Source organism: Rhizobium sp. P1_E6 (assembly GCF_056405875.1).
The window spans coordinates 52,409-67,275 of record NZ_JBFUBG010000027.1 but is presented as its reverse complement, the minus strand read 5'-3'; the positions used below and the strand labels follow the sequence as shown (position 1 = coordinate 67,275).

Here is a 14,867-nt window from a genome sequence, read left to right as displayed (position 1 = left end):
CCCCGAAAAGCGCGTTCCGTTAAAATTGTTCCGATTGGTTTAAAGCGAAGGAGATTCCTCCCCCGTATCATCCTGATCATCGGTCGAAGCTGGATAGAGTTTCGGACGCAGGACCAAAAGCCGGGTTCCAACCGGCATGGATATATCGACCGCGTGGCGGTCGCGAAACGGGGTACGAAAATGTTTAAGCATGCACTGGTTACGGCGGTGGCGCTTGCATCTCTGTTTACGATTCAGCCTGCCCAGGCAGCTGGTCCCGGCGGTTTCGCTCGCGGTCTGAAGACGGCACCGGCGGTTAGTTATATTTCTGAGAAGCGCCGGACTGCCGCGCCTTTCGCGCATGTGATGTTTTGCGCACAAAATCCGAACGAGTGCGCTGCTCGCGGCGGTGCTTCCGAAGTTTCTTTAAGCGTCTTTGCAGACAAGCAGCTTCGCGCCATCAACGCCTCCGTCAATCGCACAATCCGTCCGGTCAACGATTTGCCTGGTCAGGGCGATGTCTGGCAAGTGAACGTGAAGTCGGGCGACTGCGAGGATTTCGCGCTGACAAAGCGCGACCATCTGATTGCGATGGGCTGGTCGCCGAAGGCACTGCGTATCGCTATTGCAAAGACGCCTTATGGCGAAGGCCACGCGGTTCTCGTCGTCAAGACCGATCACGGTGATCTGGTGCTCGATAACCGGACGAACGCGATCAAGACGTGGAAGGATACGGATCTTCGCTGGCTGATGATCCAGTCGGGTGACAACCCGCGGATATGGTATGAACTTTAGTGCCTTTTAAGTTTTGCCTGGATTGAAGGAATCCGGGGAAAATACGCGGCTGCATAAAGGCAACTGTCTCAAAGCGATAGTTATCTCGCCGATTCTCGGATCATTTCCGATTGATGCAGGTTATTGCGGGGCCTGCGCTGATGGCGAAATTGTATAGGGCGATATACTTCATTAGCGGTTGTAAAGCTCCCAAACAAAAACGCGTTGATAGCGGCGACCCCTAAAATGAACATTGGATGACTTTTCCAATGCAGTAAACCTGTGTATCAGAAACTGCGTAATGCATTATCTTGATAAACAGGTTGATATATAAAGTGTCCCTCGCGCGAACATGGCATGCGTTCCTTGCTGTTGCGATTGCAAGTGGGTTTATTAATCTGCTGCATTTGACCGGTTCACTGTTCATGCTCGAGGTGTATGATCGCATCCTGCCGAGCAAAAGCATACCATCTCTGATTGCTCTTTGTGCCCTTGTCCTATTGCTTTACGCGTTTCAAATGGGGTTCGACGTGGTTCGAGGTCAAATGCTGACCCGCGTCGCAGACATTCTGGACCAGCAACTGGAAGGGCGCATGTATAAGGCGCTGCTCAAAATGCCCTTCTCCGGAGAGGTCAGGGGCGACGGTCTGCAGGCACTTTCTGACCTCGACCAGATTCGTGGGTTTTTGTCGAGCAACGGCCCCAATGCGCTGTTCGATTTTCCATGGCTGCCATTTTACCTGCTCATTTGTTTTATGCTGCACCCCTGGATCGGCGTCAGCGTTCTTATCGGTGCGGTCATCCTGGTCGCCATAACGGTGCTGACGAACTGGTCTACCGCGTCTCTGAATGAGAGCGCTGCGGGTGCCCGTGGCCAACGCAACATGTTTGCAGGTGGTAGCGTCCGTAACGCGGAAGCCATTCAGGCCATGGGCATGTCAGGCACTATGATGGTGATATGGCGTGATCTGCACGGCCGGTACAAACGGCAGAGCCGGCGAGGCGCCGATATCTTGGGCGTTTACGGTGCTGCGTCGCGCGTTGCGCGCATGATCATCCAGTCCGGCGTCATGGCCGTGGGGGCAATTCTAGTGGTCAATGGTGACGCCACGGCGGGTAGCATCATCGCCGGCTCGATCCTGTCGGCAAAAGCCCTCGCTCCCGTGGAACAGGCGATCGGTAACTGGCGCGGCTTCACATCGGCCCGGCAGGGCTGGAAGCGCCTTCAGAAATTCTTTGAAATCGCGCCGGAAACGGAGGCGGCCCTGTCCTTGCCCCGGCCGGCATTCACCTTCTCGGTTGAGAATCTAACCGGTTCACCGCCCGGCGCGTCCGCCCCCACGCTGATGGACGTTTCCTTTGAGCTTCACGCTGGAAGCGCCCTCGGGGTGATTGGACCGAGTGCGTCCGGAAAGTCCACGCTTGCCCGTCTCATTGTCGGCGCTTGGCCAATACGTCACGGCAAAGTGCGCTTTGATGGTGCAAGCCTTGACCAATGGGATATGGACGAGCTTGGTCAATATCTCGGCTATCTGCCGCAAACCGTCGAGCTGATGGCCGGTACAGTGGCGCAGAATATTGCTCGTTTCCGGCCTGACGCGACCGCCACCTCGATTATCGATGCGGCGAAAGCGGCGAATGTTCATGACCTCATCCTGAACTTGCCGGATGGCTACAAGACCAAGATCGGTTCCAACGGCGAAGCGCTTTCCGCGGGGCAAAAGCAGCGCATTGCGCTGGCGCGCGCGCTTTATGGGGATCCATTCCTGGTCGTGCTGGATGAGCCGAATTCCAACCTCGACGCTGAAGGCGAAAACGCTCTCAGCAACGCGATCGCCAATATCAGGGCAAGGGGCGGCATTGTCATTGTTATTGCCCATCGGCCAAGCGCGCTTGCCAACGTGGACCTGGTTGCGGTTATTGCTGCCGGAAGATTGCAGCGGTTCGGCACGAAAGAAGAGATTTTCGGGCAGGTGCTGCGTCAGAATATCCGGCCGGTCACATCCGACCATCAGCCGCGAGCAATCGAAGATGCCGGGTCATCATCGGCCGCCAACGATGTATGATGAGGCCGCTATGCGTTTACGAAATATAGCAAAATTTCCGCTTGCCAAGCAGATCGCGGCGGTCATTTTATTGGCATTTGGCTTGGTCGTCGGCATTTTCGGATGGGCGATGACCACCGAACTTTCCAGTGCGGTTATCGCTTCTGGCCGTGTCATCGTCGAGGGCAACACGAAGAAGATCCAGCATCTTACTGGTGGCATAGTTAGCGAAATCGACGTGAAAGAAGGCGATAGGGTAAATGCCAATCAAGTGCTCGTCCGGTTGAATGGAACAGTTGTGCAGGCCAATCTTTCGATCGCTGAGAATACGCTCGCGCAGCTCTATGCGCGCCGTGCGAGATTGCAGGCAGAGGCGTCCCGTGCATCCGAATTGATGGTTCCCGAAAAATTGTCGGATCTCACGACGTCCAAGTCGGCAACAGCGCTGGTTGCAAGCGAACAGAACCTATTTACCAGCCGCAAGAATGCGCTTGAAGGGATGAAGAGACAGGTCGCGACCCGCAAGCAGCAACTGAATGACGAAGTCGATGGCCTGACGGTCCAGATCAATGCAATTTCCGATCAGGTCAAGCTGGTTGATGAGGACATTGAGAAAGTCGATACGCTTTTCAAGAAGGGGTTGACCACGCAGCAGCGGCTCAATGACTACAAGCGACGCAAGTCAGAGCTTGAGGGGCAATTGGGGCAGGGTATTGCGGCTCGCGCGCAAACCGAAGGCAAGATCGGTGAACTCGATCTCCAGCTCTTGCAGCTAGACGAGGACCGGCAATCGGAGGTTTCCAAGGATCTGACCTCCGTCGAGGCGAGTATCGCGGAATATGAGGAGCGGCTTGCCGCAACAAAGGATCAACTCGCTCGCCTGGAGATTCGGGCGCCGATTGCCGGCCGCATTTATCAACTCAGCGTTCATAATATCAATGCGGTTGTGCAATCGGGTGAGGTTCTGATGCTCATCGTCCCGGAGCATGACGAATTGCAGGTCGAGGCAACCATCGCACCGAAGGATATCGACCAGATTTATAAGGGACAGCCGGTCGATATTCGGTTTACGGCATTCAACCAGGCAACGACGCCTGATATTGCAGGCCAGGTTTCCGTCATCTCGCCGGACCTTCAGACCGACCCGCGAACCGGTGCAACATTTTATACGCTGCGCATAACGCCGGACATGGCCACTCTGAAGAATCTTTCCGAAGGATCCCTTTATCCGGGCATGCCTGCCGAAATTTTTATCAAGATCGCCGACCGGACGGTCATCTCGTATTTTGCCAAACCTTTCAAGGACAGGTTGAGACTGGCGTTTCGCGAAGAGTAAATTCAGGAAGCCTATCATTGTCCCAAAAACGGTCCGACCAAATATCTCTTTCGTCACTGTTACAGACTTGCCAAAATCTTATGCTTATCTATTAGTTAAGTTAGGCGTTTGTAACTGCTGAAGTTAGTGAATCGGGCGTCGCAACTAAAAGCTTTATTCGAAAAAGCAATGGAGAACACTCATGGCAGGTTTTACAGTCACATTCGGTAACGGTGGCGCCTCTAACGTTTCGGACCTTCTGAGCATCGAAGCCCAGAATTCCAACGCTCTTGACGGCAGCACCGAGCATCATGAAACGACAAGCCCCAGCGGATCGACTTTTGACGTCGATTCTGTAGTGGTCGGAGGTCCCGGCAATGAAGTTGCCGTCGACTACGATCAGAACACGAATTCCTTCAACTTTGATGTTGTCGGCAAGTGGAATTCGGTCAGGAACGTACTGGCGCAATCCGACAGTGCTGAAAATGTCTATTTCAAGGATTTTGTTCAGGCCGACGTCCATCTCGGTGGCAACGCCTCATCGACTGTCGAGATTCTGAACGTGAAGCGTGCAAACGTTTCGACCGGTGCCGGCAACGACACGGTTACCATCTCGCTGGTAACGAATGACAGCAGCTGGGTAAACGCTGTATCCGTAGATAGCGGCGCCGGCAACGATACGATCACGATCAAGTCGGGTGTCGGCTTCAAGGATGGCAGCGCTGCAGGAACGGGCGGGATCACCGGCGCGACTGCCTTCAACGGCGGCAACGGTTTCGTTGATGGCCGCTACACAACTGTTGACATCAAGGCCGGTGCTGGTAGCGACACGATCGATCTTTCGGACACCCATCTGAAGTCCTCGACAGTCGATGGTGGCACCGGTGTCGATCACATGATCGCCAGCAGCGGCGCGGATACGTTCGTATTCCACCTCGGTGACATGGCCAAGTCTCTGATCACAGATACTATCGACGGGTTCAACGCGACCATGGATAAGCTCAAACTCGTGGGCACTGTGGAAAGCGATTGGACCTCGACAGACTTCGGTGGTGACGCTGTTGTAAAGTATGTCGGTGCTGACGTCGCTCATAAGGGTGAAACGATCGTGCTGAGCGGTGTGGACGCTAGCGGTTTCCACGGCTGGTTCACCGCATAACCATCTGAAATAATTTTTCAGTTCAGGAATATGCCGCCGTAAGGCGGCATATTCGTTTCATGACGTGAAAAGAATGTTTAGCAGTTCAGATCAAAAGCATCACTCTCGCCAGGAACGAGTTCCAACGGCCAGATCCGATTGCTTGTAGCGTTGTGATAGATCTCCGAGTAGCCAGACATGCTCGCAAGCAGAGTTTCGGCGAGTTCAGCACCGAGGTCGCGTAGCGACATCCTGAAGCAGGTGAGCGTCGGTTGCAGAAATTTGGCGCGCGGTTCCTCGCGGAAACCGATAACCGCGAGGTCGCGACCTGGGACAATGCCGGCTTCCACCAGGCGGCGGAAGAGGCCGATCGCCATCAGTTCGTAGATCAGGATGATGGCCGTCGGTCTGTCTTCGATCAACAACAGTTCATCGCCCGCCTGGTAGCCGCCCTGTTCGCTGGATTTCACACGGATCACCAGCTCCGGATCATATTTGATCCCGTGCTTTTCCACAGCCTTTCGATAGGCATCGACGAAGACATAACCGAGATTGATTTCGCCCGACGGCGCGGCGATGGCGATGCGGCGATGCCCTTTGGCAACGAGGCGGTCGACGGCGCAGGCTGCGACGCCTTCGAAGTCAAGGTCGATCCAGGTGAAGTTGCCGCCGCCGGAAGAGCTTCGGCCGAGCGCCACGAAGGGGATCTTCGCCTTGACGAGCAGATCGATTCGCTTGTCGATACGTTGGGTTGCGGAGATGATCATCGCATCGACGACCCGGCGTGCCACCATACGCTTCAGATATTCATAAGGGTCTTCGTCACTGGGGCAGGGGAGCATGACGAGATCGAGCTTGTGGCGCGATAGCACGCTCTGCAGCCCGCCTGTCACGCCAAGGAAGAAGTTGTCGCTGTTCTCGACCGTTTCCTTGCTGGTCTCGATCATCAGGCCAATAACGTTGGTCGTGCCCTGACGAAGGCTGCGGCCGGACTGGTTGGCGACGTAGCCGAACTCTTCGGCGGCAGCCAGCACCCGCTTGCGTGTCTCCTCATTGACATCGGCCTTGCCGTTCAGCGCGCGGGAAACCGTCCCGATGGATATGTCGAGATGTTTTGCGAGCTGACGAATACCTTTCATCTGAGGCGATCTTTCTTCCGGAATACTGGCCATCCAATCTTATTGCCATGGGAAAACGTTTACGGAAAGCGTTTGCCGCAGCGGCGGGATGTCATTTTGCGGGGTACTCAAAAAAACCTTTTGCTGCATTGCCGAAGGTTTTGGCCTAAGCGCCCGTTCGCATTGTGATTTTTCGCAGCATTTAGCTGGAATGCCCGGCCATTGACAGCAGTAAACGTTTCCGCTTAGTATCGTAAACGTTTACGGAAGGCGTTTTCGGGAGGAAATCTGAAACGCACCGCTGGAGGAAATCGTGAAATTGAATGCCATTCTGTGCGGGTGCGGAGCTATGTCCAAAGGCTGGCTGCGCGCGATCAAGGAGACACCTGATCTTGCCGAAGCGATCGAGATCGTCGGGCTCGTCGACGTCAACCCTGCCGCCGCCGAAAAGCTCGCCGAGGAATTCGGCTTGAGCGCGGCTCGCATCGGCAGCGATCTCGCCACCGTCATTGCCGAAACCAAGGCTGACATCGTCTTCGACGTCGTCATCCCGGCCGCCCGTTTCAATGTTGTTTCGACAGCCATGAAGGCCGGCTGTCACGTGCTCAGCGAGAAGCCGATGGCAACTTCGCTTGCCGAAGGGGCAGCCTTGATCGATCTCGCCGCCGAGACCGGCAAGATCCACGCGATCATCCAGAACCGCCGCTTCATTTCCGGTGTGCGCCGCCTGCGTCGCTTCGTCGAAAGTGGGGCGATTGGCGAGCTCACCGGCATTCATTGCGACTTCTTTATCGCCCCGCATTTTGGTGGCTTCCGCGAAGAGATGGATAATGTCCTGCTGCTCGATATGGCGATCCACACTTTCGATGCGGCCCGCTACGTAGCAGGCAAGAAGCCRCTCGCCGTCTATTGTGTCGAACGCAATCCTAGGGGTTCCTGGTATCGCCACGGTGCTTCAGCCAACGCCACCTTCGAATTCTCCGACGATGTCGTCTTCACCTATCGCGGTTCCTGGTGTGCCGAAGGCGAGCGCACGAGCTGGGAAAGCCAATGGCGCATTGTCGGCTCGAAGGGAATGCTGACCTGGGACGGTGAGGATGGGTTCAACGCAGCTACCTCCGGCAATGAACCAGGCCTGCTTCATGGCTTTTCACCGATCGAGGTTCCGGCGCCGGAACGCGCCGAAGAAACTCACGGCCATGCCAGTGTGATCGCAAGCTTCGTCGAGGCGATCCGCACGGGCAAGCGGCCGGAGACGGTCAGTTCCGACAATATCAGAAGCCTCGCCATGGTCTTCGGCGCGATCGAAAGCGCCAGGACCGGGCGCCGTGTCGAAATTTCAGCATAAGGACAGATGACGTGAGCAACCCCGCCAAAGCCATTCGCATCGGTACCATGGTCAGCGCCTCCAAGGGCGGCGTCGACAAGCGCATTGCCCAGATCGCCGATATGGGTTTCGAAAGCTTCGAGCCCTTTTTCTGGCAGACCACCAACGGCCAGGATCTCGCCGAACTCGGAAAGCGCAGTGTGGAGGCGATCGGCGATCGCGACATCACCATTTCGACGCTCGGCATGTTCGGCAATCCGCTTGAGGAAACCGACATCGACCTGCAGACGCTGCAAGGCTGGAAGGATTGCATCGACAACGCCCATCACTTCGGCGCCACCTGCGTTGCCGGCTTTACCGGTCGTGTCAGAAACAGGCCACTGACCGAGAGCCTGCCGCGTTACAAGCAGATCTGGAGCGAGCTTGCCAAGCGTGCCGCCGACAAGGGTATCAAGATCGCCTTCGAAAATTGCGCCATGGATGGCAACTGGGCGACCGGCGACTGGAACATCGCCCATAACCCAGATGCCTGGGAACTGATCTTCAACGAGACGCCCGACGACAATATCGGCCTGGAATGGGAGCCTTGCCATCAGATGGTCTATCTGATCGAACCGCTGCCGCAGATCCGCAAATGGGCAAGCAAGATCTTCCACGTCCACGGCAAGGATGCGACGATCCGCTGGGATGTGATCAAGGAACATGGCATCTTCGGCAAGGAAAAGTTCGTCTTCATGCGCACGCCGGGCTTCGGCGACAGTAACTGGACCGACATAATTTCCGAACTGCGGCTTTCCGGCTGGTCCGGCTCCATCGACATCGAAGGCTGGCACGATCCGGTCTATCGCGATGCCCTGGAAATGACCGGCCAGGTCTATGCACTGAACCATTTGAAACATGCCCGGGGCGGTGATTTCGTCATCGATCCGGTGTGAGTGACTATGGCCGGCACGGAGGACATGCCGGCCATCGCAAGGATAACCACAAAGGAGGAGAACCATGGCTATCCGCAAATTTGCAATTCTGGGCGCGCTGGCGCTTGCAGGCGTGTCTCTCTTTACCCTTTCCGCCAAGGCGGAAGACGTCAAGCTGACGCTCTGGTCGCTGGACAAGGACATCCAGCCGGCGCCGAACCTGGTCAAGGAATTCAACGACCAGCATAACGGCATCACCATCGAATATCGCCTGATCCAGTTCGACGACGTTGTTACCGAAGCGATGCGCGCCTATGCCACCGGCCAGGCACCCGATATCATCGCCGTCGACAATCCCGAGCATGCGCTGTTTTCGTCTCGCGGTGCCTTCCTTGATATCACCGACATGATCAAGAATTCCAAGGTCATCAAGCCTGAGAATTATTTCCCCGGGCCGCTGAAATCGGTCGAATGGGACGGCAAATATTTTGGCGTGCCGAAGGCGACGAACACGATCGCGCTTTACTACAACAAGGACATGTTCAAGGCGAAGGGCCTCGATCCGAACAAACCGCCGCAGACCTGGGACGAGCTTGTCGAGGATGCTCGCAAGCTGACCGATCCGGCCAAGAACGTCTATGGTCTCGCCTTCTCGGCCAAGGCCAACGAGGAAGGGACCTTCCAGTTCCTGCCCTGGGCGCAGATGGGCGGCGGCAGCTATGAGCACATCAATGCCGATGGCGCCGTCAAGGCGCTGGAAGTCTGGAAAACGGTCATGGACGAGAAGCTCGCCTCGCCCGATACGCTGACCCGGGGCCAGTGGGATTCGACCGGCACCTTCAATTCCGGTAATGCTGCCATGGCGATCTCCGGTCCCTGGGAACTGGACCGCATGATGAAGGAAGCCAAGTTCGACTGGGGCGTGACGCTGCTGCCGGTGCCGAAGGAAGGCGCTGAGCGGTCTTCCGCCATGGGCGACTTCAACTGGGCGATCTTCTCGACCTCCAAGCATCCGGCCGAAGCCTTCAAGGCGCTCGAATATTTCGCTTCGCAGGACGACAAGATGTTCAAGAATTTCGGCCAGCTTCCGGCCCGTTCCGACATCTCGATCCCCGAGACTGGCGAGCCGCTCAAGGATGCCGCTCTGAAGGTCTTCCTCGAGCAGCTGAAATACGCCAAGCCGCGCGGCCCGCATCCGCAATGGCCGAAGATCTCCAAGGCGATCCAGGATGCTATTCAGGCCGCGCTGACCGGCCAGATGAGTCCGAAGGATGCGCTTGATCAGGCTGCCGACAAGATCAAGGCGGTTCTTGGCTGATCTCCCGCATCACCGGATGGCCTGCCGGCCGTCCAATATTTTCCTCCCGGCAGGGGCTGTCTCCGGCTTTGTCCAGGCAGCCCCGTTCGGAGCATCGGAGGACCCATGAGAAGGATCCTTTCCAGCGTCAGGGATGGCCGCGGTTTCGATATCGTGCTTGTCGCCTTTCCGCTCGGCTTTCTGTTCCTGATGGCAGGCCTGCCGCTCATCTACAATGTTGTGATGAGCTTCCAGGAGGTTGACATGTTCAGCCTCGGCACCTTCTCGCGCCCGTGGGTAGGCTTCAAGAATTACACGGATCTTTTCGCGCAGCCGGAAACGCTGCCGATCCTCTATAATACCGCGATCTTCGTTGTCGGTTCGATTGCCGGACAGTTCCTGATCGGCTTCGGTCTGGCGCTGTTCTTCTGGGTCAATTTCCCCGGCGCCTCCTGGCTGCGCGGCCTCTTTCTCGTCTCCTGGGTGATGCCCGGCCTCGTCGTCGGCGCGATCTGGAATTGGATTCTCTCGGGCGATTTCGGCGTGCTGAACTTCATCCTGAAGGAAAGCGGCATCATCTCCAGCAACATTTTCTGGCGCTCGGATCCGCATTATTCGCTTTATGCCGTCATCATCGCCAATATCTGGCTCGGCACGTCGTTCAACATGATCCTTCTGTCGGTAGGCCTGTCCGGCATTCCGGGTGATCTCTATGAGGCCGCCGAGCTGGACGGCGCCACCGCCTGGCAACGCTTCTGGACCATCACGCTGCCTATGATGCGTTCAACGATCGGCGCCATCATCGCACTCGGCCTGATCTTCACGCTGCAGCAGTTCGATCTCTTTGCCGCCATCACCTCGGGCGGGCCGAACAACTCCTCCAACGTTACGCAATACTGGGCCTGGGATTTGTCCTTCCGCCAATATGATTTCGCCAAGGGTGCGACCATTTCCGTCATCATGATCGTCTTTGTGATGTTCGCCTCTGTGGTCTATGTCCGCTCGACCCGACACGAGGTGCGCGGATGAGCGAGACTGCACGCAATCGCCTGATGCTCGTGATCGCCATCATCATGGCGGCGATCTACCTTTTCCCGCTCTATTGGATGTATATCACCGCGCTGAAAAGCGGTTCGGAGATGTTCGCCACACCACCAAGCTTCTGGCCGGCTTCGCCGCAATGGAGCACTTACGCCTATGTCTGGGAAAGCCGGAACATGGGGCTCTATCTCTGGAATTCGCTGGTGATTGCGATCGGTTCGGTCCTCATCATCACCGTGCTGGGTGTCGGCTGCGCTTACGTGTTGGCCCGCTACCGCAACATCTGGGTTGATATCGGCCTGTTCCTCATTCTGATGCTGCAGGTCCTGCCGGCATCGCTCATGATCACGCCGATCTTTGTCGGTTTCTCGCAGATCGGCATGCTGAATTATCCACGGCTTGCCGTCATCATCGCCATTGCCGCAAAGAGCATGCCCTTCTTCGTGGTGCTGGTGCGCGCCACCTTCATGGCGGTTCCGATGGAGCTCGAAGAGGCGGCTCTCGTCGACGGCAATTCGCGCGTCGGCGCCTTCTTCAACATCGTGCTGCCGCTTGCCCGCAACGGCATCCTGGTCAGCGCCATTCTCATCTTCATGCAGGCCTTCGGTGAGTTCGTCTATTCCAAGTCGATGATCCAGGCCGCCGAGCTTCAGCCGGCAAGCGTCGGCCTCAATTCCTTCATGGGGCCGAACACCAATGAGTGGAACAACATCATGGCCTACGCCACGATGTATGTGACGCCGATCCTTGCCATCTTCGTTCTCTTGCAGCGCCGCATCGTATCCGGCCTTACTTCGGGAGCCCTCAAATGACCGCTCAGATCGAGCTTGCCGGTGTCAACAAACACTATGGCGCCTTCCATGCGCTGAAGAACATCGATCTCTCCATCGCCAAAGGCACATTCGTCGCGCTCGTCGGCCCCTCAGGCTGCGGTAAGTCGACGCTACTGCGCTCGCTGGCCGGCCTGGAAACCATTTCCGACGGCAGCCTGAAGATTGCCGGCGAGCTGATGAATGGCGTGCCGCCGCGTAAACGCGATGTCGCCATGGTATTCCAGTCCTACGCGCTATATCCGCATATGACCGTTGAGGAAAACCTCACCTACAGCCTGCGCATGCGCGGCATTGCAAAGGCGCAGGCGAAGAAGGCAGCCGAGGAAGTCGCGGCCACCACAGGCCTTTCGCATCTCTTGAAGCGCTATCCACGTGAGCTCTCAGGCGGCCAGCGTCAGCGCGTCGCCATGAGCCGCGCGATCATCCGCCATCCGAAGGCCTTCCTCTTCGATGAGCCGTTGTCGAACCTCGATGCGGCCCTGCGCGTCCATATGCGTAAGGAAATCCGTGCACTGCACGATCGTCTGCATGCGACCTCGGTTTATGTGACGCATGACCAGATCGAGGCGATGACCATGGCCGACCATGTCGTCGTCATGCGTGATGGTATCATCGAACAGCAGGGCCGGCCGCTCGACCTTTACGACAAGCCTGCCAATAAATTCKTTGCCGGTTTCATCGGCTCGCCGGCGATGAACTTCATTCCGGCAATCGTCGGAGAAGACGGAAAGAGCCTGACGCTCGATCTCGGAACGGTCAGGCAGCATATCGCCATCGACCATCAACTCCAGCCCGGCCGCAGGGTCACCGCCGGCATCCGCCCGGAGCATATCGGCATTATCAATCAGGGGCAGGGGAGCTTTGACGTGCCGGTCGCAGTCGTCGAATCCACGGGGTCCTCGACCTTCATCACTGCCGCGACGACGCCTGAACTGACGATCGTCGAAACGGGCAGGGGATCGGTTCACCCTGGTCAGGCAATCGGCGTAACGGTGGATCCGGCGCTGGTGCATCTCTTTGATGAGACCAGTGGCGTCAGAATTTGAGATCTGGTTTCGGTCTGATCGGTTCCCGCAGCAGTCTACTGCGGGACGCTGCGCGACCATGACTTATCAGGGATAAATCTTCTTACCATATTCGCGGCAGCCATGATCGTCGGCCGAGCCATTGCCGTACTTATCGGGCGAGCGAAGCCGGCGCAGCTTGCTTGGCTGCCACCTCTGTGTCGTGCGGGCGTTCGCTAGAGTTTGCCCACACGGCCACAGCAAGTCCTGCGACGATAAAGTAGGGCAGTTTGCTTGAAAGCTTGAGCTTGCCGGAAACGGCATTGCCGCGGGTGCATTCAAAGCCGGACATATCTGGGGGCATCAGTACCTGTCTCGTGTGAATATCACGCTACAAACATAGTACATGCAGCGATTCGAATGAACCCCCAGATTAGGGGATATACAAGAAGTTGCCGACATCAGGCAGATCAGTGTCCGCCCTGATGGCCCGAACCCTCACCAAGGTCGATCTTGCGCAGGATGAAAGCGAGTGGCAGAACTGCGAGCGAYAGCCACATCAGCGTGTAGAAAACGTCGATATAGGCGAGATAACTCGCTTGGGTCTGCACCTGCTGGCCGATCCAGGCCATGGCCTGCGATTGCGCATCGATCGCTCCGGTCCCTCTATCTACAAAATATTGCGTAGCGCCCTGCAGGGCATGACTGTAGGCAGGATCAGACGGAATGATATGCTCCACCAGCCGGCTTTGATGCCACTGTTCCCGATGGGCAAGCACATTTGACGCGATCGCAACGCCGATTGAGCCACCTGTATTGCGCGCGGCATTGATGAGGGCCGATGCCTGGTCCGTCTGGTCGGGCCGCAGGCCATCATAGGAGGCTGCGGTCATCGGGATGAAGATCAGCGGCAGGCCGAAGCCGAGATAGATGCGTGACCAGACAAAGAAACCGAAGTTCAGATCGGCATTGAGGCGCGTCATGTCGAACATCGCGGCGGCAATGATCGCTGTGCCGATGGCGATCAGGTATTTCGGCTGGATTTTGTTGGAGATTCGTCCGGCTACGAACATCATGAACATGGTGACCAGGCCGCCGGGCGAAAGCGCAAGGCCGGCCCAGGTCGCCGTATAGCCGAAGTTCTGCTGCAGGACCTGCGGAATGAACTGGGTCGTGGCAATCAGGATCGCGCCCGTCGCCAGCATGACGATGAAGCAGGAACCGAATTGCCGGCTTGCAAGCAATCGGACGTCGACGACGGGGTTGGCAGCGTTCATTAGCCATGGAATCGAAAGCACAAAAGCTGCAACGCAGACGGCCGTCATGGTGATGATGAAGTTCGAGTCGAACCAGTCCTCCGTCTGGCCGCGATCAAGAACCAGTTCGAGCGCCCCGAGAAAGGTCGCGACCAGCAGGAAGCCGATTATGTCGAAACGCACGCCTTGTCGGCGCATGCGCTCGCGTTCCTGACGCAATGTATCCGGTTCGTCCACGAGGAAGTAGACGAGGATGAAGGCAAAGAGGCCGACCGGTCCGTTGATCAGGAAACACCAGTGCCAGGAGAAATTATCCGAGAGATAGCCGCCAAGCGTCGGCCCGACCACTGGAGCGACGACCACGGCGACGCCAAACAGGGCAAACGCCTGGCTGCGTTTCGATGGCGGGAAGGAATCGGCCAGTATCGACTGGGAGATCGGCACCATGCCGCCCCCCGCAAAGCCCTGGATCATCCGGAAAATCAGCAGGGATTGCAGATTCCACGCAAGACCGCAGCAGAGAGAGGCGATGGTGAAGGTTGCAAGGCACAGGAGGTAAAAGCGCCGCCTGCCGTAACGCTTGGCAATGAAGCTGCTGGCGACGAGAATGATGGCGTTGGAGACGAGATAGGTCGTTACGACCCACGAGGCTTCGTCGGCGCTAACGGCAAGCCCGCCGGAAATATAGCGCAACGCCACATTGGCGATCGTCGTATCCAGAACTTCCATGAAGGTGGCGAGAGAAACGACGAGCGCAATCAGCCATGGATTGGTAACGCTGGCACCCAATGTGGGACTGCCATCGGCCGTTGTGGCGTCACTCATG

12 protein-coding genes are annotated in these 14,867 nt (G+C 57.1%); 10 read left to right on the top strand and 2 right to left on the bottom strand.

Translation table 11 applies throughout. The features are described 5' to 3' along the window. The 4 genes from AC1D35_RS15920 to AC1D35_RS15905 form a co-directional block, all read left to right on the top strand. Window positions 1-774, top strand: a 774-nt coding sequence (locus AC1D35_RS15920; RefSeq protein WP_477939040.1) for a transglutaminase-like cysteine peptidase, incomplete at its 5' end; no start/stop codon positions are given. Between the two features lie 314 nt (window positions 775-1,088). Continuing rightward, window positions 1,089-2,819: a type I secretion system permease/ATPase gene (locus tag AC1D35_RS15915; protein WP_477939038.1), complete on the top strand. Its 1,731-nt coding sequence runs from the start codon at window positions 1,089-1,091 to the stop codon at window positions 2,817-2,819. After that, complete coding sequence (locus tag AC1D35_RS15910; protein ID WP_477939036.1) at window positions 2,812-4,134, top strand: HlyD family type I secretion periplasmic adaptor subunit; 1,323 nt, start codon at window positions 2,812-2,814, stop codon at window positions 4,132-4,134. Before AC1D35_RS15915 ends, AC1D35_RS15910 begins: the two co-directional genes overlap by 8 nt. Window positions 4,135-4,315: 181 nt before the next feature. Continuing rightward, the gene (locus AC1D35_RS15905) at window positions 4,316-5,272 is read left to right on the top strand and encodes a rhizobiocin (RefSeq protein ID WP_113508582.1); all 957 of its coding nucleotides are present in this window, start codon (window positions 4,316-4,318) and stop codon (window positions 5,270-5,272) included. A 77-nt stretch (window positions 5,273-5,349) separates the two neighbouring features. Here AC1D35_RS15905 and AC1D35_RS15900 read toward each other — a convergent pair whose 3' ends face one another. Beyond that, the gene (locus AC1D35_RS15900; RefSeq protein ID WP_477939034.1) at window positions 5,350-6,390 is read right to left on the bottom strand and encodes a substrate-binding domain-containing protein; all 1,041 of its coding nucleotides are present in this window, start codon (window positions 6,388-6,390) and stop codon (window positions 5,350-5,352) included. Between the two features lie 292 nt (window positions 6,391-6,682). Between AC1D35_RS15900 and AC1D35_RS15895 the strand changes: the two genes are divergently transcribed. The 6 genes from AC1D35_RS15895 to AC1D35_RS15870 all read left to right on the top strand — a co-directional run bounded on the left by AC1D35_RS15895 (window position 6,683) and on the right by AC1D35_RS15870 (window position 12,827). Continuing rightward, a complete protein-coding gene (locus tag AC1D35_RS15895) occupies window positions 6,683-7,717 on the top strand; it encodes a Gfo/Idh/MocA family protein (RefSeq protein ID WP_113296371.1) in 1,035 nt (344 codons plus the stop codon). A gap of 11 nt (window positions 7,718-7,728) precedes the next feature. After that, complete coding sequence (locus tag AC1D35_RS15890; RefSeq protein ID WP_477854217.1) at window positions 7,729-8,631, top strand: sugar phosphate isomerase/epimerase family protein; 903 nt, start codon at window positions 7,729-7,731, stop codon at window positions 8,629-8,631. A 64-nt stretch (window positions 8,632-8,695) separates the two neighbouring features. Then, window positions 8,696-9,928 carry an ABC transporter substrate-binding protein gene (locus AC1D35_RS15885; RefSeq protein ID WP_113296373.1) on the top strand — a complete coding sequence of 411 codons (1,233 nt, stop codon included), beginning with the start codon at window positions 8,696-8,698 and terminating at the stop codon, window positions 9,926-9,928. Window positions 9,929-10,033: 105 nt separating this feature from the next. Then, a complete protein-coding gene (locus AC1D35_RS15880; RefSeq protein WP_113296374.1) occupies window positions 10,034-10,936 on the top strand; it encodes a carbohydrate ABC transporter permease in 903 nt (300 codons plus the stop codon). Next, window positions 10,933-11,760, top strand: coding sequence for a carbohydrate ABC transporter permease (locus tag AC1D35_RS15875; RefSeq protein WP_113508586.1), 828 nt, complete (start codon window positions 10,933-10,935; stop codon window positions 11,758-11,760). Before AC1D35_RS15880 ends, AC1D35_RS15875 begins: the two co-directional genes overlap by 4 nt. Beyond that, entirely contained in the window at window positions 11,757-12,827 is a 1,071-nt protein-coding gene (locus AC1D35_RS15870; RefSeq protein ID WP_477939031.1) for an ABC transporter ATP-binding protein, read from the top strand. Before AC1D35_RS15875 ends, AC1D35_RS15870 begins: the two co-directional genes overlap by 4 nt. Before the next feature lie 428 nt (window positions 12,828-13,255). On the opposite strand, the gene AC1D35_RS15865 is transcribed toward AC1D35_RS15870, so the two are convergent. Next, window positions 13,256-14,866: a DHA2 family efflux MFS transporter permease subunit gene (locus AC1D35_RS15865; RefSeq protein WP_477939029.1), complete on the bottom strand. Its 1,611-nt coding sequence runs from the start codon at window positions 14,864-14,866 to the stop codon at window positions 13,256-13,258. Window position 14,867: the final 1 nt, after the last annotated feature.